12 protein-coding genes and 1 pseudogene are annotated in these 24,699 nt (G+C 71.9%); all 13 read left to right on the top strand.

Going from position 1 to position 24,699, the window contains the following annotated elements; all coding sequences use genetic code 11:
• Position 1 precedes the first annotated feature (1 nt).
• The gene (locus NRF20_RS39465; RefSeq protein WP_413754118.1) at positions 2-9,700 is read left to right on the top strand and encodes an amino acid adenylation domain-containing protein; all 9,699 of its coding nucleotides are present in this window, start codon (positions 2-4) and stop codon (positions 9,698-9,700) included.
• Between the two features lie 142 nt (positions 9,701-9,842).
• Positions 9,843-11,012 (top strand): cytochrome P450, encoded by a 1,170-nt coding sequence (locus NRF20_RS39470; protein WP_398631656.1) that lies wholly within the window; start codon positions 9,843-9,845, stop codon positions 11,010-11,012.
• Complete coding sequence (locus NRF20_RS39475) at positions 11,009-11,281, top strand: ferredoxin (protein WP_398631657.1); 273 nt, start codon at positions 11,009-11,011, stop codon at positions 11,279-11,281. Before NRF20_RS39470 ends, NRF20_RS39475 begins: the two co-directional genes overlap by 4 nt.
• A gap of 62 nt (positions 11,282-11,343) precedes the next feature.
• Positions 11,344-11,925 carry a hypothetical protein gene (locus tag NRF20_RS39480; RefSeq protein ID WP_398631658.1) on the top strand — a complete coding sequence of 194 codons (582 nt, stop codon included), beginning with the start codon at positions 11,344-11,346 and terminating at the stop codon, positions 11,923-11,925.
• The gene (locus NRF20_RS39485) at positions 11,922-13,241 is read left to right on the top strand and encodes a peptidoglycan-binding protein (protein ID WP_413754119.1); all 1,320 of its coding nucleotides are present in this window, start codon (positions 11,922-11,924) and stop codon (positions 13,239-13,241) included. Before NRF20_RS39480 ends, NRF20_RS39485 begins: the two co-directional genes overlap by 4 nt.
• On the top strand, positions 13,238-13,960 hold the full coding sequence (locus tag NRF20_RS39490; protein ID WP_398631660.1) for an ABC transporter ATP-binding protein: 723 nt from the start codon (positions 13,238-13,240) through the stop codon (positions 13,958-13,960). Before NRF20_RS39485 ends, NRF20_RS39490 begins: the two co-directional genes overlap by 4 nt.
• The gene (locus tag NRF20_RS39495; protein WP_398631661.1) at positions 13,957-15,216 is read left to right on the top strand and encodes an ABC transporter permease; all 1,260 of its coding nucleotides are present in this window, start codon (positions 13,957-13,959) and stop codon (positions 15,214-15,216) included. Before NRF20_RS39490 ends, NRF20_RS39495 begins: the two co-directional genes overlap by 4 nt.
• A gap of 258 nt (positions 15,217-15,474) precedes the next feature.
• On the top strand, positions 15,475-16,971 hold the full coding sequence (gene tnpC / locus NRF20_RS39500; protein WP_413754120.1) for an IS66 family transposase: 1,497 nt from the start codon (positions 15,475-15,477) through the stop codon (positions 16,969-16,971).
• A 136-nt stretch (positions 16,972-17,107) separates the two neighbouring features.
• Positions 17,108-17,332: an MbtH family protein gene (locus NRF20_RS39505; RefSeq protein ID WP_398631663.1), complete on the top strand. Its 225-nt coding sequence runs from the start codon at positions 17,108-17,110 to the stop codon at positions 17,330-17,332.
• Positions 17,333-17,402: 70 nt separating this feature from the next.
• Positions 17,403-19,547: an ABC transporter ATP-binding protein gene (locus tag NRF20_RS39510; RefSeq protein ID WP_398631664.1), complete on the top strand. Its 2,145-nt coding sequence runs from the start codon at positions 17,403-17,405 to the stop codon at positions 19,545-19,547.
• A 320-nt stretch (positions 19,548-19,867) separates the two neighbouring features.
• Positions 19,868-20,926: a streptomycin biosynthesis protein gene (locus tag NRF20_RS39515; protein ID WP_413754121.1), complete on the top strand. Its 1,059-nt coding sequence runs from the start codon at positions 19,868-19,870 to the stop codon at positions 20,924-20,926.
• A 364-nt stretch (positions 20,927-21,290) separates the two neighbouring features.
• Positions 21,291-24,044, top strand: coding sequence for an AAA family ATPase (locus NRF20_RS39520; protein WP_398631666.1), 2,754 nt, complete (start codon positions 21,291-21,293; stop codon positions 24,042-24,044).
• A gap of 168 nt (positions 24,045-24,212) precedes the next feature.
• Positions 24,213-24,647: pseudogene (locus NRF20_RS39525) on the top strand (alpha-hydroxy-acid oxidizing protein); the annotation flags it as partial.
• Between the last annotated feature and the right edge of the window lie 52 nt (positions 24,648-24,699).

Genomic DNA, 24,699 nt, shown 5'->3' on the forward strand with positions numbered 1-24,699 from the left:
GATGACCCGGACCCGGACCGCCATCGAAGACATATGGCCGCTGTCGCCGCTTCAGGAAGGGCTGTTGTTCCACGCGTCCCTCGGGGACGAGGCGTCCGACGTGTACGCGGGCCAACGAGCCCTGGCCCTCGACGGGCCGCTCGACGTTGATCGCCTCCGCCGCTCCTGGGAGGGTCTGATCGCCCGCCACGGCGCCCTGCGGGCCAGCTTCCGCCGACGCAAGTCGGGCGAGGCGGTGCAGGTCATCGCGCGGGAGGTGGAACTGCCGTGGCGGGAGGTTGATCTGAGCGGCTTGCCGGACACCGAGGCGGAGGCCGAGGACGCGCGCTTGTCCGAGGACGAGTTGGCGGTCGGCTTCGATGTTGCGCGGGGTCCGTTGCTGCGGTTGCTGCTGCTCCGCCTCGGCGAGCGGCGTCACCGGCTGGTGCTGACGACCCATCACATCGTTCTCGACGGCTGGTCGCTGCCGATCCTGGTGAACGAGCTCGAGATAGCGTACCGGGCGGGCGGGGACACCGGAGCGCTCCCGGCCATCCGCTCCTACCGCGACTACCTGGCCTGGCTCGGCCGCCAGGACCGGGAGGCGGCGCGGGCCGCGTGGCGAGAGGAGCTGGCCGGGACGGAGGAGCCGACCCTCGTGGCCCCCGCGGATCCTGCCCGGGTGCCGATGCGGCCCGAGACGGCCCTGGGTGAGTGCGGTCCTGAGCTGACGCAATCCCTGAACGACCTCGCCCGCCGGCGTGGCGTCACCATGGCGACGGTGGTGCAGGGGGCCTGGGCGCTGGTGCTGGCCCGTCTGTCCGGGCGGCGGGACGTGGTTTTCGGGACCACGGTCGCCGGGCGGCCGGCCGATCTGCCGGGTGCGGAGTCGCTGATCGGGCTGTTCATCAACACCCTTCCCGTACGAGCCGAGCTGACCGGCGAGCTGTCGGTGTCCGACCTGTTGTCCGGATTGCAGGCGCGACAAGTGGCCCTGATGGGCCATCAGTACCTCGGACTGGCCGAGATCAGGCAAGTCGCCGGTCCCGGCGCGGAGTTCGACACGCTCGTCGTCTACGAGAACTATCCGCACTCGGCAGCGGCGGTGCCGTACGACCCGGACGACCTTGTCATCGGGCCGGGTGGCGCCCCCCAGGACGCCAGCCACTATCCGCTGGGCCTGATCGGCATCCCGGGTGAGCGGCTGGAGCTGCACCTCGACTACCGCCCCGACCTCTTCGACCGGTCCACCGCGGAGAACGTACTGGCCGCGCTGGTACGGGTGTTGGAGCAGTTTGCGGCGGACCCGGAGCTCCGGCTGGGCACGATCGATCTCCTTGACGAGGCGGAGCGCTCCGTAGTCGTGGAGGAGTGGAGCGGCACGGCGCGGGATGTGGATGCGTCGACGGTGGTGGAGCGGTTCCGTGGGTGGGCGGTGCGGGCACCGGAGGCGGTGGCGTTGTGGTTCGGTGACCGGCCGTTGTCGTATGCCGAGGTGGATGCGCGTTCCGATGCGCTGGCGCGGGGTCTGGTGGCTCGTGGGGTGGGTCGGGAGTCGCGGGTGGGGCTGTGCCTGCCGCGTGGTGCGGAGATGGTGGTGGCGCTGCTGGCGGTGTGGAAGGCCGGCGGGGCGTATGTGCCGCTGGATCCGGAGTACCCCTCGGACCGGCTGCTGTTCATGGTCGCGGACAGTGGCGCCGAGCTGATGCTGGTCACCGGCGAGACGGCTGGGCGCTTGTCCGTGGACGTCGAGACGGTTCTCCTTGATGAGCTGGCGAGCGGTGACGGTGTGCTGCCGGACGTCACTCCCGACCAGTTGGCGTACGTGATTTATACGTCGGGGTCGACGGGGCGTCCCAAGGGTGTGGCGGTGGCGCACGCGTCGGTGGCGAATCTGGCGTCGGTGATGCGTCCTGTCCTGGGTGCGGAGCCTGGGGTGACGGTGTTGCAGTTCGCGTCGTTCAGTTTCGACGCGGCGGTGCTGGATGTGGCGGTGACGCTGGCGGGCGGTGGCACGCTGGCGGTCGCGTCGGCGGAGGAGCGTCAGGACGGCGCTGCGCTGGCGGCGATGGTCGACTTCAACGGGGTCGACAGCGCGAGTGTGGTTCCGTCGCTGCTGGGCGTGCTGGAGCCGGCCTCGGTTCCGGGGGTGCGGAACTGGGTGCTGGGTGCGGAGCGCCTGGAAGCCGGTCTCGCGGCCAAGTGGCGCCAGGGCGCTCGTGTGTGGAACACCTACGGGCCCACCGAGGCCACCGTCATCACCACCGCCGTCCTCCTGGAGGAGGACATCACGGGTGAGGATGCCCCACCGTCGATCGGCCGTCCGCTGGGCAATGTCCGCACCTATGTGCTGGACGGCTTTCTGCGGCCTGTTCCGGTGGGTGTGGCGGGCGAGTTGTACATCGCGGGGGAGGGCTTGGCCCGCGGTTATGTCGGCCGTTCTGATCTGACGGCGGAACGGTTCGTCGCGTGCCCGTTCGGTGACGGCACGGGGCGGATGTATCGCACCGGGGACCTGGCGCGATGGATGGCGGACGGTCTGCTGGAGTTCGTGGGGCGTGCGGATGAGCAGGTGAAGATCCGCGGGTTCCGGGTCGAGCTGGGCGAGGTGGAAGCTGTCCTGGCCGCCCATCCGCAGGTCGAGCGGGCCGTGGCCGTGGTCCGTGACGGCCGGCTGGTCGGATACACCGTCGGCGAAGTGAATGACGAAGTGAATGACGAGGTGAATGGCGGGGTGAACGGCTATGTGGACGCCGAGGACGTCCGCGCCTTCGCCGCCACGCGGCTGCCGGAGTACATGGTCCCGTCGGCGATCGTCGTACTCGAAGCGTTCCCGCTCACCGTCAACGGCAAGATCGACCGCCCCGCACTGCCCGCGCCCGACCTCGCGTCCGCCCGTACGCGTGCCCCGGAGACGCCCACGGAGGAGGCGCTGTGCGCCCTGTTCGCCGAGCTGCTCGGGCTGGAGGAGGTCGGGGCCGAGGAGAGCTTCTTCGAGCTGGGCGGCGACTCGCTGCTGGTGATGCGGTTGATCGCACGGATGCGATCGGAGCTGAAGGTGTCAGTGGGGGTCCGCGAGGTGTTCGCGGACCCGACGGTGGCCGGGGTGGCGCGCCTGGTCGACGGTTCGGGGGCAGCCGCCGGCGCCGTGCTGCGCCGCCGACAGCGTCCGGAGCGGGTGCCGCTGTCGTACGCGCAGCAGCGGATGTGGTTCCTCAACCGGATCGAAGGGGCCGACGGGGAGGGTGAGGGTGCCGCCGCCTACAACCAGCCGTTCGCCCTGCGGCTCACGGGCCGACCGGACGTGGCGGCGCTTGAGGCGGCGCTGGGCGATGTGGCGGACCGGCACGAGAGCCTGCGCACGGTCTTCCCCGACGAGGAGGGCGTGCCGTACCAGGAGATCCGCGAGGGCGCCGAGGGCCGTCCCCGGCTTCAGGTGATCGAGGCGGGTGAGCGTTGGCGGGAGGCGATGGCGCGGGAGACCGGGCGCGGCTTCGATGTCGGGGTCGACCTGCCGTGGCGGACCAGCCTGCTGAGGATCTCGGCGGAGGAGTGGATCCTGCTGCTGGTGTCCCACCACATCGCCTCCGACGGCTGGTCGATGGGCATCCTGGCGAGGGACCTGAGGACGGCGTACCGGTCTCGGCTCGGCGGCCGTTCCCCGGAGTGGGAGCCTCTTCCGGTCCAGTACGCGGACTACGCGCTGTGGCAGCGGGAGGTGCTGGGGGAGCTGGACGACCCCGACAGCGCCGGGGCCCGCCAGATCGAGCACTGGAAGCAGGCCCTGGCCGGGGCGCCGCAGGAGACGGCACTGCCGTTCGACCGCCCGCGCCCGGCGGTGCCCTCGTTCCGCAGCGGGTCGGTGCCGGTCGCGGTGGACGTGGCGACCCATGCCCGGTTGGTGGAGCTGGCGGCCCAGGGCGGGGCGACCATGTTCATGGTGGTGCATGCCGCGCTGGCGGTGCTGCTGGCCCGGATGGGGGCCGGGGAGGACGTCTGCGTCGGCAGCCCGGTGGCCGGCCGGTCGGACGCGCAGCTGGAGGAGCTGGCCGGGTTCTTCGTCAACACGCTGGTGCTGCGGACGGACCTGGCGGGAGACCCGTCGTTCACGGAAGTCCTGCGGCGGGTGCGGGAGTCGGACCTGTCGGCGTACGCGCACCAGGACGTGCCGTTCGAGCGGCTGGTCGACGAGTTGAACCCCGCGCGCTCCGCGGCCCGCAACCCGTTGTTCCAGGTGATGCTGGCGCTGCAGAACCTGCCCCAGGCACAGTGGGACCTCCAGGGCCTGGCCGTCGAGGCGGTCCCGCCGGCGAAGGCCCCGGCGGCCCGGTTCGACCTCTCCCTGTCGCTGAACGAGCGACGTTCCGACAGCGGCGCCCCGGCCGGGCTGGGCGGAGGCATCCTCTACTCCGCGGACCTGTTTGACGAGCGGACCGTCCGTGGTCTGGCCGAGCGGCTGGCGCGCGTGTTGGAGCAGGTGGCGGACGACCCTCAGGTTCGGCTCAGCGACGTCGGTCTGCTCGACGGGCCCGAGTGGTCCGCGGTCGTGGAGGAGTGGAACGGCACGGCGCGGGATGTGGACGCGTCGACGGTGGTGGAGCGGTTCCGTGGCTGGGCGGTGCGCACGCCCGAGGAGGCCGCGCTGTGGTCCCGGGAACAGTCCCTGTCCTACGCCGAGGTGGATGCGCGTTCCGATGCGCTGGCGCGGGGTCTGGTGGCTCGTGGGGTGGGTCGGGAGTCGCGGGTGGGACTCTGCCTGCCGCGCGGCGCGGAGACGGTGGTGGCGCTGCTGGCGGTGTGGAAGGCCGGCGGGGCGTATGTGCCGCTGGATCCGGAGTACCCCTCGGACCGGCTGCTGTTCATGGTCGCGGACAGTGGCGCCGAGCTGGTGCTGGTCACCGGCGAGACGGCTGGGCGCTTGTCCGCGGACGTCGAGACGGTTCTCCTCGATGAGCTGGCGAGCGGTGACGGTGTGCTGCCGGACGTCACCCCTGACCAGTTGGCGTACGTGATCTATACGTCCGGATCCACCGGCCGTCCCAAGGGTGTGGCGGTGGCCCACGCCTCCGTGGCGAACCTGGCCTCGGCGATGCGTCCCGTCCTGGGGGTGGACCCCGGGGTCACGGCGTTGCAGTTCGCGTCCTTCAGTTTCGACGCGGCGGTGCTGGACGTGGCGGTGACGCTGGCCGCCGGGGGGACGCTGGCCGTCACCCTGCCCGACGAGCGGCTGGACGGTGCCGCGCTCGCGCGCATGGTCGAAGCGGCCGGCGTCGAGGTGGCGAGCGTGGTGCCGTCCCTGCTGCGCGCGCTGGAGCCGGAGACCGTCTCGGGCATCGGGAACTGGGTGCTGGGGGCGGAGCGGCTGGAGGCCGGTCTCGCGGCCAGGTGGCGGGCCGGGGCCCGGCTGTGGAACACCTACGGCCCGACCGAGGGCACGGTGATCTCGACAGCGGTGCTGCTGGAGGAGGGCATCACGGGTCAGGACGCGCCGCCGGCCGTCGGCCGCCCGCTGCCCAACGTCCGCACCTACGTGCTGGACCCGTATCTGCGGCCCGTCCCCGCGGGTGTGACCGGCGAGCTGTACATCGCCGGCGCAGGGCTGGCCCGGGGCTACATCAACCGACCCGATCTGACCGCGGAGCGGTTCGTGGCCTGCCCCTTCGGGGACGGTGAACGGATGTACCGCACGGGTGACCTGGTCCGGTGGTTGCCCGACGGCGACGGCAACCTGGCCTTCGTCGGCCGAGCCGACGCGCAGGTGAAGATCCGCGGATTCCGCGTCGAACTCGGTGAGGTCGAGGCCGTCCTCGCGGCGCACCCGGACGTCACGTCGGCCATCGCGACGGTCCGCGAGGACCGGCCGGGCGCCCCGCGCCTGATCGGCTACGTCCTCGCAGCCGACGCGGAGGGCGCGACGGACGTGGAGGCCGGGAGCGTGCGCGAGTTCGCCGCGACCCGCCTCCCGGACTACATGGTCCCCTCCGCCGTCGTGGTCCTCGACGCGCTTCCCCTGACCGTCAACGGCAAGGTCGACCGTGCCGCTCTCCCCGTCCCCGACCTGGACGACGGCACTGCCGGTCTCAGGCCCCGGACCGAGACGGAGGAACTGCTCTGCGCTCTGTTCGCCGAGGTCCTGGGCCTCGACCGGGTGGCCGCCGACGGCAACTTCTTCGACCTGGGCGGCAATTCCGCGCTCGCGATGCACCTCGCGGGCCGGATCCGGTCGGAGGCCGGTGTCGACCTGGACATGAAGCAGTTCTTCAGCAAGCCCACGCCGATCGGCGCGGCACGCATCCTGGCGCTGAAGGAGCGGCCCCCGGTGGTCGCGGTCGAGCACGAGGGCGGTGAGGCACCGGCGACGGCCGGGCAGCGGCTCGTCTGGCGCCAGGCCGCGGCCAACCCCCGGACGCGAGCTCTGCAGTCGTCCGTGGCGCTGCGCCTGCGCGGAGAGCTCGACCGCGACGCCCTGCGGGCGGCCCTTGCGGACGTGGCGGCACGGCACGACATCCTGCGGACGGTCTTCGCCGAGACCCCGGACGGTGGACTGATCCAGCGGATCCTGGACGCCGACGACCCCGCCGTCCTGCCCGCCCTCCCGATCGTCCAGACGACCGAGGAGGAGCTTCCCGCCGTCCTGGCCGCTCGCGCCGACCACCGCTTCGACCTCGGACGCGAAACGCCCTGGGCGGCCACCCTGTTCGAGCTCTCCGACTCCGACCACGTCCTCCTCCTGGTCCTGCACCGGATCGGCGCCGACGACGCGTCCCGGGACGCACTCGTACGGGACGTGTCCGTGGCGTACGGCGCGCGCCGCGAAGGCCGAGCCACGGAGCGCGCACCCCTGCCGCTCCAGTTCTCGGACTACGCGGTGTGGCAGCACAGGCTGCTCGCAGAGGCAGAGGCAGAGGCAGAGGCAGAGGCAGAGGCAGAGGCAGAGGCCGCGGGCGAGGCTGAGGCCGCAGCTGAGGCTGAGACCGGGGCCGCGGTTGATGACCACGCCGATACGGAGGCCGAAGCGGAGGCTGGGACGAAGGCGACGGCGAAGGCGAAGGCGCACTCGAAGGCGAACGCAGGCGCCGGCGCGAAGAAGAGTGTGGTCGGCGAGCAGATCGCCTACTGGAAGGAGATGCTGGCCGACGTCCCGCCTGTCACCGTGCTCCCCACGGACCGGCCGCGACCCGCACGGCCCAGCCACCGGGCCCGCTCGGTGCCGCTGCACGTGCCCGCCGCGGTGCACGCCCGCCTGATGGAGGTGGCCAGACCGCTCGGCGCGACCCCGGCGGCCGTCGTCCACGCCGGCCTGGCGATGCTCCTCGCCCGGATGGGGGCGGGCACCGACCTGACGGTCGGCGCCGTGACGCAGCGCCCGGCGGCCGGGGGCGAACTCGAAGCCTCCATGGGCCCGTTCGCCGGACTGCTGCCGCTGCGCACCGACGTCTCGGGCGACCCGACCTTCCGGGAACTGCTCGGCCGCGTGTGGGAGACCGCCGGGGAGGCCGACGTCCACGGAGACGTTCCGTTCGCGCGCATCGCCGAGCTCGTGGGGATGGCGGACGGGGCTCCCGGCGACCCGCATCCGCTCGTCCAGACCGTCCTGGACGTCCGGGAGGAGACCGCGGAGAAGTGGGACGTCCCGGCGTTCCCGGGGCTGGCGGCCTCGCTGGTCGAGCTCCCGGTCCCGGCGACCGGGTTCGATCTCTCCCTCCGGTTGACCGACAGGTACCGGGACGACGGCCGGCCGGACGGCCTCGACGGCACCCTGGACTACGCCGAGGAACTGTTCGACCGGGCCACCGCGGCCCGCCTCGCGAAGCGGCTCGTCAACGTCCTCGGACAAGTGGCGGTCGCTCCCGACCTGACGCTGAGCCGCATCGACATCCTGCTCGGCGAGTCGGAGTTCCGGCGGCTGACCGAGGAGTGGAACCGTGGCGCGGCCCGCGTCCCGGACGGCACCGTGTTCCCGGCTCTCACCGAGTCGGCGGCCCGCGAACCGCGCGCCGTGGCCGTCCGGGACCGGGACGGCCTGCTCACCCGGCGCACCCTGGACCGGGCGGCGGCGTGGCTCGCCGCGCGTCTGCGTCGCTCGGGGATCGGTGCGGACGGTGTCGTCGTGGTGGCGGCCCGGCCCGGCACCGGCTGGGCGGTCGCCGTGCTCGGGGTGCTCAGGTCGGGTGCCGCATGCCTGATCGCGGACCCGGACGAGACCGCGGGCCCGCTGGCGTCGGCCGCCGCGCTGGGCTGCGATCGCCCGGCCGCGCTCGTCACGTCGGGCGGCGCCGCGACCGCCGTACCGGGGGACAGGACGGTGCCAGTGCTGCGGGTGGAGGACGCGATCCGGGGCGGCGGCGGACGGCTGCGCCGCACCGCGGCCGTCCCGGCGCCGATGCCCTCCCAGTCGGCGCTGGTGCTGCCCGCGCGGGCACCGGACGGCACCCCCGTCGGCGAGTTGGTGGATCACCGGTCTCTGCTCGGCCGGGTGATCGACCGTCAGGCGGCGTCCCCGGCGCCGGGAGCGGCCGACGGCGTGGTCCGCCTGGACGCCGGCGCGCCCGTCGCCGAGCTGCTCGTCGGCGTGCTGGCGGCACTGTGCCGGGGCGGCACCGCAGAGGTGGCGGACACCGCCCCGTCCACGCCCGAGCAGCCGAGCCGCGAGCGCGCGGACGCCGCCGTCCCGCTGCCCCGCACCGCCCGCGCCTACGTCCTCGACGCCTGGCTGCGGCCGGTCCCGGCCGGTGTGACCGGCGACCTGTATGTGGCGGGCCCGTCCCTGGCCCGCGCCTACGCCGGCGCTCCGGCCCGCACCGCGGGCAGTCTCGTCGCCGACCCCTTCGCCCCCGGTGGCGGACTGATGCTGCGCACCGGCAGGCGCGCCGCGTGGACCTCCGACGGACGGGTGCAGCCACGCGCCGCGGAGGACGCCGGCACCGACCTGTCCGCGCCGCGGCGCGCCGGACGACGGCGCGACGACCTCGCCGAGCTGCTGCCGCTGCGCGCCGGGAACTCCCGCCCGCCGCTGTTCTGCCTGCACCACAGCACCGGTCTGGCCTGGTGCTACTCCGGCATCCTGCAGCACCTGCCGGAGGACCTGCCGGTCTACGGTTTGCAGACGCCCGCCTTCGCCGACCGCGCGGCCATGCCGGGCAGCATGGACGAGATGGTGGCCGGTCACGTCGCCCGGATCCGCGCCGAGCAGCCCGAGGGGCCGTACCAGCTTCTCGGCTGGTCCTTCGGCGCGGTGCTGGCTCAGGCCGTCGCCACCGCGCTGGAGGAGCAGGGCCAACGGGTCTCCCTGCTGGCGCTGCTGGACGGTTTCCCCGGCGGGCACCGGGCGGCCGAGAGCACGCACGAGGAGGACGGCAACGGAGTGGACCGGGAAGGGCGCGTCGTGCTCAGCGGCCCCGAGGTGGGGGCACCGCTGGCCGACGCGTTCACGCGTGACATGGAGCGGACCAAGCAGCACATGATCCGGCTGGAGCGGCAGCACACACCTCGGCGCTTCAGCGGTGAGGCGCTGCTGTTCCTCGCCACCGAGGGCGGTCTGGCCCAGGGGTCGCTCCAGGCGAAGCGCACGACCTGGGAGCAGTACATCGCCGGCCGCGTCGAGGGGATCGAGGTCGCCGCCGACCACATCGGGCTGCTGTGGGCCGACAGCGCCGCGGTCATCGGCCGTGCGGTCACGGAACGGCTCGCTCTCCGCGAGCAGTCCGAGTCCGGCCATTAGTTCGCGCCCGGTCACCAGCTCACGTCCGGCCATCAGCTCAAGCCCGGTCACCAGCTCGCGTCCGGCCATCAGCTCAAGCCCGGCCGTCCCACGCCCGACGACCCCACGCTCGACCAGCCCACATCAGAAAGGTAGACCTCGCATGACGCAGTCACTCGACGAGCTCCAGGTCGACAAGCGCCGGAGCCTGCTGGACCCGGTGCCGGAGCTCCTGGAGATCAGCGCGCGGGCGCCGCTCTCCAAGGCGCCCGGAGGGATGCCGGGCTGGATCGCGACCGGCCGCGAGGTGGTGCGGCAGATCCTCGGTGACACCGAGCGGTTCTCCAACGTGCCGCCCCCGGAGCCCGGCGGCCGCAAGCTCGACCAGCACGAGGGGAGCCTGCTGCACATCGACCCGCCGGAGCACAGCCGGTTGCGGCGGCTGGTCGCGCCCATGTTCACGGTGCGGCAGATGCGGCGGCTGGAGCCGATGATGGAACGGATCGTCGCCGACCGCCTGGACGTGCTGGAGCGGGCGGGCCAACCGGCCGACCTGATGCGGCACTTCGCCCGGCCCGTGTCCGGCCTGGTCCTCGCCGAGATACTCGGCCTGCCCCGGGACGACCTGCCCGAACTGTCCCGGCTGAGCGACTACCGCGCCGCCGGGAACAGCGCTCGCCGGAAGCCGGCGGCGGCGGCGTACTTCGGGCACTTCGAGAGGCTGGTCGCGGATCAGCGCCGCAATCCGGGCGACGGACTGGTCGGAACGCTGATCCGGCAGCACGGGAACGGCGTGACGGACGAGGAGCTGGCCGGGCTCTGCGAGGGCATCGCCAACGGCTCGATCGAGAACACCGCGGAGGCGATCGCCCTGGGCACCCTGGCGCTGCTGCTCCACCCCGAGCAGCTGGCCCTGCTGCGGGAGCGGCCCGAGCTGATGGACCGGGCGGTGGAGGAGCTGCTGCGCTACGTGTCGGTGGTGGCGGTGGTCTCGCCGCGTACGGCGCTGGTGGATGTGGCGATCGCCGGTGAGGTGATCAAGGCCGGTGAGGTGGTGTCGTGTTCGGTGCTCGCCGCGAACCGCTGCCCGCACGGCGACGGCGCCGCGGACGGGCTGGACATCGCCCGGGAGGATTCCGCCAACCACCTTGCCCTGGGGCACGGCAACCACTTCTGCCTGGGCGCCGCGCTGGCGCGGGTGCAGATGCGCATCGCCTTCGCCGGGCTGCTGGAGCGGTTCCCCGGCCTGCGGCTGGGCGCGGGGGTGGAGGAGCTGCGGTTCCGGCTGCTGGCTCCGCAGTTCGGCATCGAGACGCTTCCGGTCGCCTGGTGACGCCGGTGGCGGGCGTGGACGGCGGTGTGGGGCGGGTCGCGATCCGGGTGGATCGCGACAGGTGCGCGGGGTCGGGTGTGTGCGCCCTGTTCGAGCCCAGGTTCTTCGACCAGTCGGACGAGGACGGTCTGGTGCTGCCCCGCGTGCGCGAGGCGGCACCGGAGGCGCTGCCGGCGCTGCGTGCGGCCGCGGGGCGCTGCCCCGCCGGTGCCATCGCGCTGGTGGCGCTCGATGCGCCGGAAGGCACCACCAGGGACCGGTCTGACTGAGCGGTCGTATGGGGCGCCCGTTGCAACCCCGGTGTGACCGGGTGCCCCGTAGAACTGGTGGTATGACGAACACCTTTCAGAAGCGTATGGGCGGTCCGTTCCTGGCTTTCCTGTCCGTGCTGACGGCCGGAACACTTCTCGTCGGCTGCTCGTCGGACTCGGGATCGGCTGACGCGTCCGACGACAGCACAAGCTCCTCGTCGGATTCCTCGAGCGATTCCACCAATTCGGGCGTGGCCTACTCGCAGTGCATGCGCGAGAACGGCGTTTCGGGTTACCCGGACCCGAAGGAGGACAGTCAGGGCAGGGTGCAGCTGACGGTCCCCGAGAACATCGACCAGAACTCGCCGACCTTCAAATCGGCCCAGTCGGCCTGCCAGTCGCTGCTGGTGCAGGGCGACATGGGCGCCGCTGCCAACAGCCGTGAATTCGACGCGACGAAGGTCGCCGCTTGGGCGAAGTGCATCCGTGAGAACGGCATGCCGAACTTCCAGGACCCCAAGGTCGACGGAAGCACGATCATCATCGACGCCGACGCGGCCGGCATCTCCGGGCAGAACGACCCCAACTTTGCCAAGGCCACCTCGGCGTGCTATAGCATCCGCCCCGGCGGCAGCCTGATGGTCACAGGAGGGGGGCAGTGACCGGTCGCGAAGAGGGAACCGTCGAGACGGCCCCCGAGGGCGCGAAGCCCGTCACCGGCGGGGAGCTGGAGCCCCGGTCCGCGGCCCTCGCCTCCTACGACGGCAACGGCGGTGTCGTGGAGCCGGCGTCGGCGTCGCCGGAGGGCAGCCGCCCGCGGCGCCGCGGGATGCGCATCGCGCTGATCGCCGCGTGCGCGGTGGTCGTCGCCGTGGCCGCGGTCGGCGCCGCCTTGGGTGTGTTCGGCGGCGGGAGCGGCGAGGCCACGGCGTCGGCGCCGACCGGGCCGCCAGCCACGACGAAGGTGAAACGGACGACGTTGACCAGCTCCCAGACCCTGGACGGCCAGCTCGGGTACGGCGACACCTCGGCTGTCAAGTCCCCGGCGTCCGGGTCGTCGTCCGGCTCTGCGCAGTCCGGCGGGGCGGCGCAGGACGGTGGCGGGACGTCCGCCGGGATCGTCACCTGGATGCCCTCGGACGGCGACACGATCACCCGCGGGAAGCCGGTCTACCGGGTCAACCAGCAGTCGGTGCCGCTGTTGTACGGCTCGGTGCCGCTGTACCGGACGCTGAAGCCGGGCAGCAGCGGGAGCGACGTCAAGATGCTGGAGCGGAACCTGCGGGCGCTCGGCTACCGGGGCTTCACGGTGGACGACGACTACGGCTACGACACCGCTGCCGCCGTCGAGAAGTGGCAGGACAAGCTGGGCCGCTCGGAGACCGGGGAAGTGAAGGTCGGCGACGCGGTGGTGGCCCCCGACGCGCGCCGGGTGGCCAAGGCGGAACTCGCCATCGGCGACACCCTCTCCGGGGACGTGCTCACCTGGACGGGCACCGATCGGGTCATCTCCGTCGACCTGCCCGTGCAGTACGCGGACCTGGCGAAGAAGGGCGGGGAGACGACGGTCACGCTGCCCGACAACACCACGGTGACCGCCGTGGTGACGGACATCGGCACGCCCACGTCGTCGGGTGACTCCTCGGGCTCGGGTGCCGCGTCCTCCGGGGGTTCCTCGGGATCGGGCTCCTCGAAGGCCACCGTCCCGGTGGAGCTGGAGGTCAAGGACACCAAGAAGATCGGCTCCTACCAGGCCGCCTCGGTCAGTGTCGAGTTCGCGGCCGAGACCCGCTCGAACGTGCTGGCGGTACCGATCAGCGCCCTGTTCGCGCTGCCCGGCGGCGGTTACGCGGTCGAGGTGGTGACCGGGTCGAAGACGGAGTACCGCACGGTCAAGCTCGGGACGTTCGGCAATGGCATGGTCGAGATCTCCGGCGCCGGCATCTCCGAGGGCATGGTCGTGGGGGTCCCGAAGTGACCCTCACAGCCCATCCGGTGATCGACCTGGCCGGGGTCAGCAAGTCGTACGGCGACGTGGCCGCCCTGGTCGAGACGGACCTGGTGGTCCACCGCGGCGAGATGCTCGCGGTCGTCGGCCCGTCGGGGTCGGGCAAGTCCACCATGCTCAACATCATGGGCACCCTGGACCGGCCCACGTCGGGCACGGTGACGATCGCCGGCCATGCCGTGGAGTCGCTCAACGACCGCGAGCTGTCGGCGCTGCGGGCCGGCACCATCGGTTTCGTCTTCCAGCAGTTCCACCTCGCCGCCGGAGTGCCCGCCCTCGACAGCGTGGCGGACGGCCTGCTGTACAGCGGACGGCCGCGCCGCGAGCGGCGTCGGGTCGCCGAGCAGGCGTTGCGCCGAGTGGGCCTGGGACACCGGCTCCTGCACGAGCCGCAGCAGCTGTCCGGCGGTGAGAAGCAGCGGGTGGCGATCGCCCGCGCCGTCGTCGGCGATCCGCCGCTGCTGCTGGCCGACGAGCCGACCGGCGCCCTGGACTCCCGTTCGGGGACGGTGGTGATGGAGTTGCTCCACGAACTGCACGAGTCCGGGACGACGGTGGTCGTCATCACCCACGACCGGGACATCTCGGCGTCGCTGCCGCGCGAGGTGAGGGTGCGCGACGGCCGTATCGAGCACGACTCGGGGGCGCCGGAGCCGCGCGCTCTGGCACACACGGGAGTGGAGCGATGAGCACGACGCATGCGCAGCGGTCGGCCGGACCGGAGCGGCCCTGGGCCGATCTGCCCCCGCCGCCGCGGCCCCGGGCGGCCCGGCTGAGCCTGTCCGACGTGGCCCGGGTGGGCGGCTGGGGACTGCGCTCGCGGCCCATGCGGGTCTTCCTCTCCGCCCTGGGCATCGCGATCGGCATCGCCGCGATGATCGGCGTGGTGGGCATCTCCAGCTCGTCGACGAACGACCTGGACAAGAAGCTGTCCGCGCTCGGCACCAACCTGCTCACGGTCGCCCCCGGCACCACCATGACCGGCGCGAACGCGCATCTGTCCGAGGACGCCGTCGCGATGATCGCGAGCCGGCCCGAGGTGATCTCGGCCTCCGCGACGGGCACCACGGACGCGAAGCTCTACCGCAACGACCGCATTCCGTCGGTGGAGTCCGGCGGCCTGACCGTCAGCGCGGCGCGGACCGACCTGCTGCGTTCCATCGGCGGGGAGATCGTGGACGGCCGCTGGCTCAACGGCGCCACCAGCCGCTATCCGGCCGTGGTCCTGGGCTCGGAGACGGCGCGCAGTCTCGGGATCCACCGGGCCGGGGCCGACGTGCAGGTGTGGCTCGGCAACCGCTGGTTCACCGTGGTGGGTCTGCTGGCGCACAATCAGCTGCTGCCGGTCCTTGACACGCAGGCCTTCGTGGGCTGGTCCGTGGCGGAGAAGGAGCTGTCCTTCGACGGTTATCCCACCATGGTCTACACGCGGGCCCGGGACGCGGACGTCGAGAAGGTGCACGGTGTGCTGGGCCCGACGGTGTCCCCGGAGGACCCCAACGAGGTCAACGTCTCGCGTCCCTCCGACGCGCTGGCCGCCAAGAACGCCACGGACAAGACACTGAGCGGGCTGCTGCTGGGCCTGGGCGGGGTCGCACTGCTGGTCGGTGGCGTCGGGGTGGCCAACACCATGGTCATCTCGGTGCTGGAGCGGCGCTCGGAGATCGGGCTGCGCCGCTCGCTGGGCGCCACCCGGGGCCAGATCAGGGTCCAGTTCCTCGCCGAGGCGCTGCTGCTGTCCGGGCTCGGCGGCGTGGGCGGTGTGCTGCTGGGCATCGGCGTGACCGACGGCTACGCCGCCTATCAGGGGTGGGCCGCCCTGGTGCCGCTGTGGGCGATGGCCGGCGGCCTGGCCGCCACCCTCGCCATCGGCGGACTGGCTGGCTTCTATCCCGCGGTCCGGGCGGCGCGGCTGCCCCCGACGGAGGCCCTCGCGACCAACTAGCCGATGCCGTGCAGGGCTTGACATCCGGACCGCGGCGCCCCAGCCGTTCCCCCCCGTCCGGGCGGGGGCGCCGCACCCCGGCCGGCCCGCGTGTCCAAGTGCTCGGGTCGGTGGGTTGGACGCCTCTGTCGCGTCGGCGTCCGGTACGTGACACTGGTGAGCCGACCTCACCGCCCGAATATAAACAATACCTATGTCGCTATTCAGCGGGGTGCGGCCGGTTCGCTGGACGGACGGCATGATCGCTAGGGTGTCCGGATGGGGGATCCCGACTGGTCTGTGAAGGACCTCTTCGCCGAGTTGGCCGCAGTACGCGGCGAGTTGGCGGCTGCACAGAGCCGGGAAGCCGCGAAGGATGAGCGGATCGACCAGCTACTGATCCAGATCGCTGAGCTGACCGCGCAGGTGCAGGCGCTGGTGCTGCGGTTGTCGAAGGATTCCTCGACCTCCTCGAAGCCACCGTCATCGGACGGGCCGGGCAAGCGACCCCGTGGTGGGTCCTCCCGCACCCGCTCGGGACGCAGGCCGGGCAAGCAGCCGGGCGATCCGGGTACCACCTTGCGGCAGGTCGAGGATCCGGACGAGCGGTACGTCATTCCGGCTCCGGCTGGCTGCGAGGGCTGTGGGTCCTCGCTGATCGAGGTGCCGGTGTCCGTAGTGCGTCGCCGTCAGGTCTTCGACCTGGCCGTTCCGCCCCCGCCGCGGGTTGTCGAGTACGCCGCCGACATCAAGTGCTGCCCCGGGTGCGGGAAGAAGGCGATGGGTGCCTTCCCGGCCGGGGCGGAATCGGCCGTCCAGTACGGTCCCGGCATCACCACGAAGGTCGCCGACGCGGTCCTGGGCCACCACATCCCAGTGCACCGCTCGACCCTGCTGGTGATGGAGCTGTGCGGAATGAAGGTCTCCACCGGCTTCGCCGCCTCCCTGCGCGGCAGGGCCGCCCGCCTGCTGGAGGCCGGTTTCCTGCCCGCGGTCCGCGCCCTGCTTTCCGGCGCGCCCGTGGTGCACGCCGATGAGACCTTCACCCGCACCCAGGCCAAGACCGTCTTCCTGCACGTGGCCTCCACCGCACACCTCACTCTGATGCACACGGGTGACCGCTCGGCGCACGCTATTGATGCCGGAGACGTGCTGCCGCACCTGAGCGGCGTCCTGGTCCGTGACGGTTACGCCGGCTACACCCACCTCGACCATGTGCTGCACGCCTGGTGCGGTGCCCACCTGCTGCGGGACCTGCGCGGCATCCATGAGGCCGATCCGGAAGACCAGTTGTGGGCCCGCGCGATGGCCGACACCCTCCTGGAAGCCAACCATCTCGCGTCCGCCGCCCGGGATACCGGGCGCGAAGAGCTCACCACCGACGAACTGCACACCATCCACCGGCTCTGCACCGGAGCGCTGGCCCGCTCCCGCCAGGACAACCGGAACAAGAACACCGAACTTGCCCGGCATGCCCGCACCCTGGCCAGACGTTTCGAGGAGCACCGCGAGGTCATCCTCCGCTTCACCACCGACCTCACCGTCCCTTGCACCAACAATCAAGCGGAACGCGACATCGGACCCGCCAAGGTCCAGCAACGCTCCTCCGGAGGCTGCCGGCGAACCCTCCAAGGACTGGCCGACTTCGCCATCGTCCAGTCGTACCTGTCGACCGCGGCCAAGTGGGGCATCAGCCGCTACGACGCACTCAAACGCCTCTTCACCACCGGAGCGTGGATCCCGCACGCCCTCACACCCGACACCGCAGCTGCCTGAGCCGGCCGCTCAACCCCGCTGAACAGCTACATACCTATAGCCGCGGATTGTTCCTCGAATTGGCGAGCCTTGTTCGTCCCGTAAGGGGCGGCTAAGGTTTTCCTATTCACCGAGGAATACGACCGTGGGAGCGGCAATGGCTAACCCGTTCGACGACGAAAGCGGGACCTTTCTGGTGCTCGTGAACCGGGAGAACCAGCACTCGTTGTGGCCCGCATTCGCTGAAATTCCAAATGGCTGGCGGCTCGCTTTCGGGGAGGCCACGCGCAAGGAATGCCTCGCCTATGTGGAGGAGAACTGGACGGATCTCCGTCCGCAGAGCCTCATCGACGCGATGAGGGAGACCGAGGCGGCCCGCTGATGGCCCGCCCGACCGTAGCGACGCGACCCAGGGAGTACCTGTGGCCATGATGGGCGGACCCGGCCCGGTCATGATTCGATCTGACGGGCCGGATTCCTCGAACGACAGACAGCGGGCCAAGCCCGGAACGACGAAACGGATCATCCCGTACACGCGTGGGCACCGCCGCTCCATCGGCTTCCTCGTGGTCTGCACCACGCTGAGCGCCGTGTGTGCCGTGGCCCCGCCCCTGCTGCTCAAGTACCTGATCGACGACGGCATCCTGGCCCGCGACACGGGGACCGTGGTCTGGCTGGCGGCCGCGGTCGCCGCGGTCTCCGTGCTGGCCGCGGTGGTGGGGTTCGGGGAGACCTGGTTCTCCGCCAAGGTCAGCGAGGGCCTGGTCTACGACCTGCGGGTGAAGGTCTTCGACCATGTGCAGCGCCAGTCGCTCGCCTTCTTCACCCGGGCGCAGACCGGTGCCCTGGTGAGCCGGCTGAACACGGACGTGATCGGCGCCCAGCAGGCGGTCACCCAGATGCTCTCCACCGTGGTGTCCGCCGGACTGACCGTCATCTTCGTGCTGGCCACGATGTTCTACCTGTCCTGGACCATCACCCTGATCTCCCTGGTGCTGGTCCCGCTGTTCATCCTGCCCGGCCGTCTCATCGGCCGCCGCCTGCAAGGTCTGGCCCGACGGCACATGCAGGTCAACGCCGAGATGGGCTCGCTCATGCACGAGCGGTTCAACGTCGCCGGCGCGCTGCTCGCCAAGCTCTACAGCCGTCCGGAACGGGAGACCGCCGGCTATGCGCGGCTAGCCGCCCGCGGCCGCGACATCGGCGTCCGCAACTCGGTCGCGATGAAGCTGCTCTTCCTGTCGACCATGTTCATCGGCTCGATCGCCACCGCGGTGGTCTACGGCGTCGGAGGCGTCCTCTCCATCGACGGCGTCTTCCGGATCGGCACCCTGGTGGCCCTCACCACGCTGCTGACCCGGCTGATGGCCCCGGTGGGCCAGCTGTCGAACGCCCAGGCCGACGCGATGACGGCGCTCGTCAGCTTCGACCGGCTCTTCGAGATCCTCGACCTCAAGCCGCTGGTCACCGAGAAGGCCGACGCGGTGGCGCTGCCGCCCGCCGCGACCCGTGAGACGGCTCCCGGTGTGGAGTTCCGCGGGGTGTCGTTCCGTCACCCGAAACCGGCCGACGTCTCGCTGGCCTCCCTGGAGGACTTCGCCACGCCGACGCCCGAGGTCGGGGGCGACAGCTGGGCGCTGCGTGACCTCAGCTTCACCGTGCCGGCCGACAAGCTCACCGCGCTGGTGGGCCCGTCCGGAGCCGGCAAGACGACCATCACCCACCTGGTGCCGCGGCTGTACGACCCCGAGGAGGGCACCGTCCTCATCGACGGCCGCGATGTGCGCGACCTGACGCTGGAGTCGCTCAACGACACGGTCGGGATGGTGACCCAGGACGGGCATCTGCTGCACACCACGATCCGGGAGAACCTGCTCTACGCCCGCCCGGACGCCACCGAGGAGGAACTGGTCGCCGCGTGCCGGGCCGCGCAGATCTGGCGGCTCGTCGCCTCCCTGCCCGACGGGCTCGACACCATGGTCGGCGACCGCGGCTACCGGCTCTCCGGAGGGGAGAAGCAGCGCATCGCCATGGCCCGGCTGCTGCTCAAGGCCCCGCCCGTGGTCGTGCTCGACGAGGCGACGGCGCATCTGGACTCGGAGTCCGAGGCCGCCCTGCAGCAGGCCCTGAAGACCGCGCTCGCGGGCCGGACCTCGCTGGTCATCGCGCATCGCCTGTCCACGATCCGGGACGCCGACCAGATCCTCGTCCTGGACCAGGGGCGGATCGTGGAGCGCGGCACCCATGACGAACTGCTCGCGCTCGGCGGGCTCTACGCCGAGCTCTACCGCACGCAGTTCGCCCGGCCGGCCCTGTCGGACGAGGACGAGGCCGACGTCGAGGGTCTGCCGGAGCAGCGGATCCCGGAGCCGGTCGGCCCGGGTGGCGGGCCGGTCGTGTTCGGTCCCGGCGGGCCCGAGAGTCCCGGTGGCCCGAGGGTGGTCGGCGGACCGGGGTTCGTCGGCGGTCCGGGGTTCGTCGGCGGTCCGGGAATGGCCGGCGGTCCGGGCAGGGGCGGACCGGGTCCCCAGCCGGTCGTCTTCGGTCCCGGCGGCCCCGAGGGGCCGGGCGGTCCGGGAGGCCCCCGAACCCGCTGACTTCCCCGTTTCGAGCGGTGCCCGCGACGCCTTCCCCCATGGCGGCCGCGGGCACCGCTTCGTCGGTTCCGTCAACACCCCTACGTCGGGCTGCCGTTCGGCCCACGGCAGGGGTTTCGAACAATCTGGGGGACTGTTACCGTTCGGTCTTGTCCAAGGCGGGAGGTGTTTGTGGCGCTAGGGATAGAAATAAGGAAGCTGTCGGTGTGGCCCTGCATTGCGCGGCAGCGATCCCGCGGAGGGATGGTTCGGAAGGAAATTCCTCTTCGGGAACGGAACGGCCGCTCGTCCTGAGGGCGGGGGGCAGGTGAGGAGCAGGGGTGGAAACCGGGGGAGTCATAGATCAGCAGTCCATAGTCGAAGTGGAAATCGACGCGTTACGCCTGACCGGGTCACCACGGCTGGCCGGCGAAAGACAAGAGCACATCGAGATACTCGCGGCGGCGCCGAACCCGCTGCCGCCGATCATCGTCCACAGTCCCACGATGCGGGTCATCGACGGCTTTCACCGGCTGCGCGCGGCCCGGCTGCGCGGGGACACCACCATCGTCGCCCGCTTCTTCGACGGCGACGAGTCGGCCGCGTTCGTCCTCGCGGTCCAGCTGAACGTCACTCACGGACTGCCGCTGGCCCTGCACGACCGGCGGAGCGCCGCGGAGCGGATCATCGACTCCCACCCCCACTGGTCCGACCGCAGAGTGGCTTCCATCACCGGCATCGCCCCCGGAACCGTCGGCGAGATCCGCCGTCGGCTGGGCTCCGGTGTCACCGCGCCGGACGAGCGCCGGCTCGGCCAGGACGGCCGGATGCGCCCGCTCGACGGCACCGCCGGCCGGCTCCGCGCCGGTGAACTGCTCACCGAGACGCCCGGTCTGTCGCTGCGTCAGGTCGCGCGGGCGGCGGGCATCTCCCCGGAGACCGCGCGGAACGTGCGCAACCGCCTGCGGAACGGGGAGGATCTGCTGCCCCGCTCACGCCGTCGCGACCGGGAGGCCGAACCGGGGCACGAGCCGGTGACCGAGGCCCGGCCCGGTGCCGGCACCGCGGCCAGGTCTGCACCCGTCTCGGCGGCGCGCAGCGAACCCGCCGCCCTGCGCCGGGCCCATGCCGTCGCGCGGGCCCGTGCGGACGCGGCGCCCGATCGTGTGGTCCTGGTGAAGCGGCTGACCGCCGATCCGGCGCTGCGGTTCTCCGAGACCGGCCGCAGTCTGCTGCGGCTCTTCGCGATCCACGCGGTCCGCGAGGAGGAGTGGGAGGCGATCATCGGCAACGTGCCGCCGCACTGCAGGGGCATCGTCGCCGACCTTGCCGTCCAACTCGCCCACATGTGGTCGGAGTTCGCCGAGAGAGTGGGCGAGGACGTCGCGCAGATCGGCTGAGCCCGCTTCCCGCATCGAGGTGACCGTCGCGGAGGCTGCCGCTTCCGCGACGGTTTCCCGGGGGCGCGCGCCGCCGGCAGGGTGGCGTGAACTTTTCGCCATTTCGCGGCCGTAGCTGTGTATTGCTTTTGAGTTTTCCGTGCATTCACGGCGCTTCGATGTCTGAAACTCACCCCCATTCTTCCTGTCGTGTGGCTGAAACTCTGCCCGTGTCGGCGTGAATGAGCCGCTATCCTGGCAATGTCATTGCAGGTCAGAGTCGCCGTTGTTCCGATCTCGATGGCACGAGGAATTATGAGCCGATAGCGCCAAGTTGGCCAACACTGAGTTGCGTCGACGATCGGCGAAGGTACGGGGGGTACCTGTGAAGCTCAGGGAAAGGGACGGAGAACTCGGTCTGTTACGGGAGCTCTACGGGGGGTGCGTGGCCGGAAAAGGTGCCTTGGTCATCGCCACCGGCCCCGTGGGGTGTGGCAAGACCGCCTTGATGCGGACCTTCGCCGAGCAGGTCATGGAGCAGGGGGGCACCTTCCTGTCGGCGACCGGATCCGCGAGCGAGAGCCTCGACAGGCTCGGACTGATCGACCAGTTGGCGACCGCGATGCGAGCGGCCGGCCCGGCCGGAGGAGCCTCGGCCGTCACGGAGGTCGCCAGGGCCGCGGAGACGAGCGGACAGGTGCCGCGCGCGCTGCTGCAGCGCCTCTACCGGGCCGTCGCCGAGCTCGCCGGGCGGCGGCCGCTCGTCCTGCACGCCGACGACGTGCACTTCGCCGACGAGGCATCGCTCCAGTGCCTCCGGTATCTCGTACGGCGCATCGCCGCACTGCCCGTCCTGGTCGTCCTGGTCGAGAGTTCCAGCCACGAACGGGCACGCGCGACGCTCCACGCGGAAACGCTGCACCTGCCCTACTGCCACCACCTCCGGCTCGGTCCACTGACGGACGACGGGGTCGCCGGACACCTGGCGGGCCATCCGGCGACCCGTCCGGTGACGCCGGAGGACGTCGCGCTGTGGACGCGGACCAGCGGGGGGAACCCCCTGCTCCTGGACGCCCTGATCGACGACTTCGCCGAGCCGCGGACGGTGGAAGCTGCGGTGCGGGCCACCCCGGTGCCCCGCGAGTCCTTCCGCAACGCCTTTCTGCGCTGCCTCCACCGCTGCGAGCCGACCCTGCTCGCCGTCGCGCGCGCTGCCGCCGTCCTCGGCGAGTCGGCCACGCCCGCCCTCATCGCCGACCTCCTCGGGGAGGAGGCGGCCTCTGTTCACCGCAGCGTCACCGGCCTGCGCGAAGCCGGCCTCCTCTCGGGCCCCTGGTTCGGCCACGAGGCCGCCCGGCTGACCGTGCTGGCGGACATACCCGGCAAGGACCTCCCGGCCCTGCGGGCCCGCGCCGCCGAACTGCTGCGCGAAAGCGGCGCTCCCGCCGTGGCGGTGGCCGAGCAGCTGATGGCCACCCACCACCCCGCCAAGGCCGCGTGGCAGCCCGACATCCTCCGGGAGGCCGCGCGCGAGGCCCTGGACGCGGGGGACGTCGGCGCCGCCGTCGACTACCTGCGGCACGCCTGCGACATCTGCACGGACGCCGACCAGGAGGCGGAGGCGATCGCCGCCCTCGCGCAGGCCCAGTGGCTCGTCGACCCCGCCAAGGCGTCCCGCTACCTCCCGCAGCTCAGCCGCATGGTCCGCGGCGGTCTGCTCACCGGGTCCGACGCCCTGGTCGCGGTGAAACAAAGAGTGTGGCGGGGCGAGTTCGCGCAGGCCGACGACCTGCTGCGGATCATCGAGGCGCGGCAGGGGACCGGCGCGGACGACGCCTGGGACGGAACGGGCTCCCCCCGGGCCGTCGTTCGCTCGGAACACACCCTCGTGCGCGTGTGGCTTTCCTTCTGCTGCCCCGGTCTGCGGCGCGGCACCACGATGTCGCTGCGCACCTTCGTGACGCTCTCGGCCGACCTCATCGAGCTCGGGAAGGACCGGGCCACCGACCGGCTGCTGCGCGGCACCGGCAGCGTCGGACCGTTCGCGGACACCTTGGTGGCGCTGATCTCCCTCATCCGGGCCCAGCGGCTGGACGAGGCGGTGCTCTGGTCGCAGCGGCTGCTGGACGAACCCCGCAACCGGCGTGTCCCCATGCGGCGCGCGCTGCTGGAGACGGCCAGAGCGGCCGCGGCCCTGAGCCGGGGCGACGCCGTGTCCGCGGGCGACGCCGCGGGGACCGCGCTGAGCCTGGTCGGCCCGGAGGGCTGGGGCATCGCGATCGGCCTGCCGCTGGCCCTGGCGATCCGCGCGGCGACCGAGAGCGGCGATGCCGACACGGCGAGGACCTATCTCGACCTGCCGGTTCCCATGGTCATGTTCGGCACGCCCTTCGCGCTGCCCTACCTCCACGCGCTGGGCCGCTTCCGCCTCGCCCTGGGCCGGCCGCGCGCGGCCCTGCGCGACTTCGAGTCCTGCGGCGAGCTGATGGCGAAGTGGCAGCTCGACTCACCGGCGCTCGTGGACTGGCGCAATGACGCGGTCGCCGCCCTCATCGCCCTGGGTGATCACCAGCGGGCCCGGGAGCGGATCGAGGAACACCTCGCCCGGCTCGGTGAACGGCCCAGCCGTGCCCGCGGCATCGCGCTGTGCCATCTCGCGGCGGTGAGCGCGTCCCGGCACCGGCCGCGGCTGCTCCGGGAGGCGGTACGCGTCCTGGAAGCCTGTGGCGACGGTGCGGAGCTGAGGCGCGCGCGGGCCGACGAGGAAGCCGCGCGTCGGGCGGAGGAGCAGAACGGCGCGCTGGGTCCCGCGCACTCGCGGGCGGCACTGTGGGACGCTCCGCCCTCTCTCGCACACAGCAAGATCCTGACGGGCGACGGAGACGGCGAGGGCGACGGCGAGACGCAAGCGGTGCCCGCGGCGCTGGCCGAACTCACCGAAGCGGAACGCCGGGTCGGTGCCCTCGCCGCGTCCGGCCGCACCAACCGCGAGATCGCCGACATGCTCTCCATCACGGTCAGCACGGTGGAACAGCATCTCACCAAAATCTATCGGAAATTGAAGGTGCGCGGCCGGGCGGATCTTCCGACGTCGATCGTACGTTTTTCGGAGGTCGCCTGTCCTCCTCATGGACAGTGAAAGAAAACGCAGTGCCCTCCGGTTGAGGAACTTCCGTCCGACTCCGTCCAAGTGGCGGTTCCGGGCCGTTGGACAGTGTTGTGATGACGATTGCGATCGTGTGATCCTGAGCGCCGAATCAAGCGCCGAATCCACCTTCCAAAAACCGATTCCGCCGGGAGGAATTCCATGGCCGGACGGAGCCTCGACGACTATGCGCGGCTGGCGCGAAAAAGCCTGGATCGCGCTCTGGCGGAATTCGCGGAAGCCGGTGAACGGGCCTTTGCGGACAACAGGGCGGCCTTCGACGGGACCGGTCTGAGGCCGGGCCGCTCCGCCCTGTCCGGGCCGCCCGACACCACTGCGAAGATCCTGGACCGTCCCTGGGCCGCGCCGATCGCCGTCGGCCGGCCCGCCGGGCTCGCCCGGCCCGCGGACCAGCGCGCCGTGCTGCGGGCGGCCGACGCGGCGGGACTGCCCGTCGTCATCGACATGCTCACCCCGCACGACCTCGCGAACCCGACGCCGGCCGGTGACGCCCCGCGATGGCTGCGCACGTACGCCGGCCGCGAGCGCGGTGACGTCGAGCGGCAGGTGGCCGACGCGGAGCGTGCCGGGTTCGCCGCTCTCCTCCTCGCGCCGGAACCCCGGACGGGCGCCGAACCCGGGCGCCGCA

The organism is Streptomyces sp. R-74717, assembly GCF_047305335.1.
GTDB lineage: Bacteria > Actinomycetota > Actinomycetes > Streptomycetales > Streptomycetaceae > Streptomyces > Streptomyces atratus.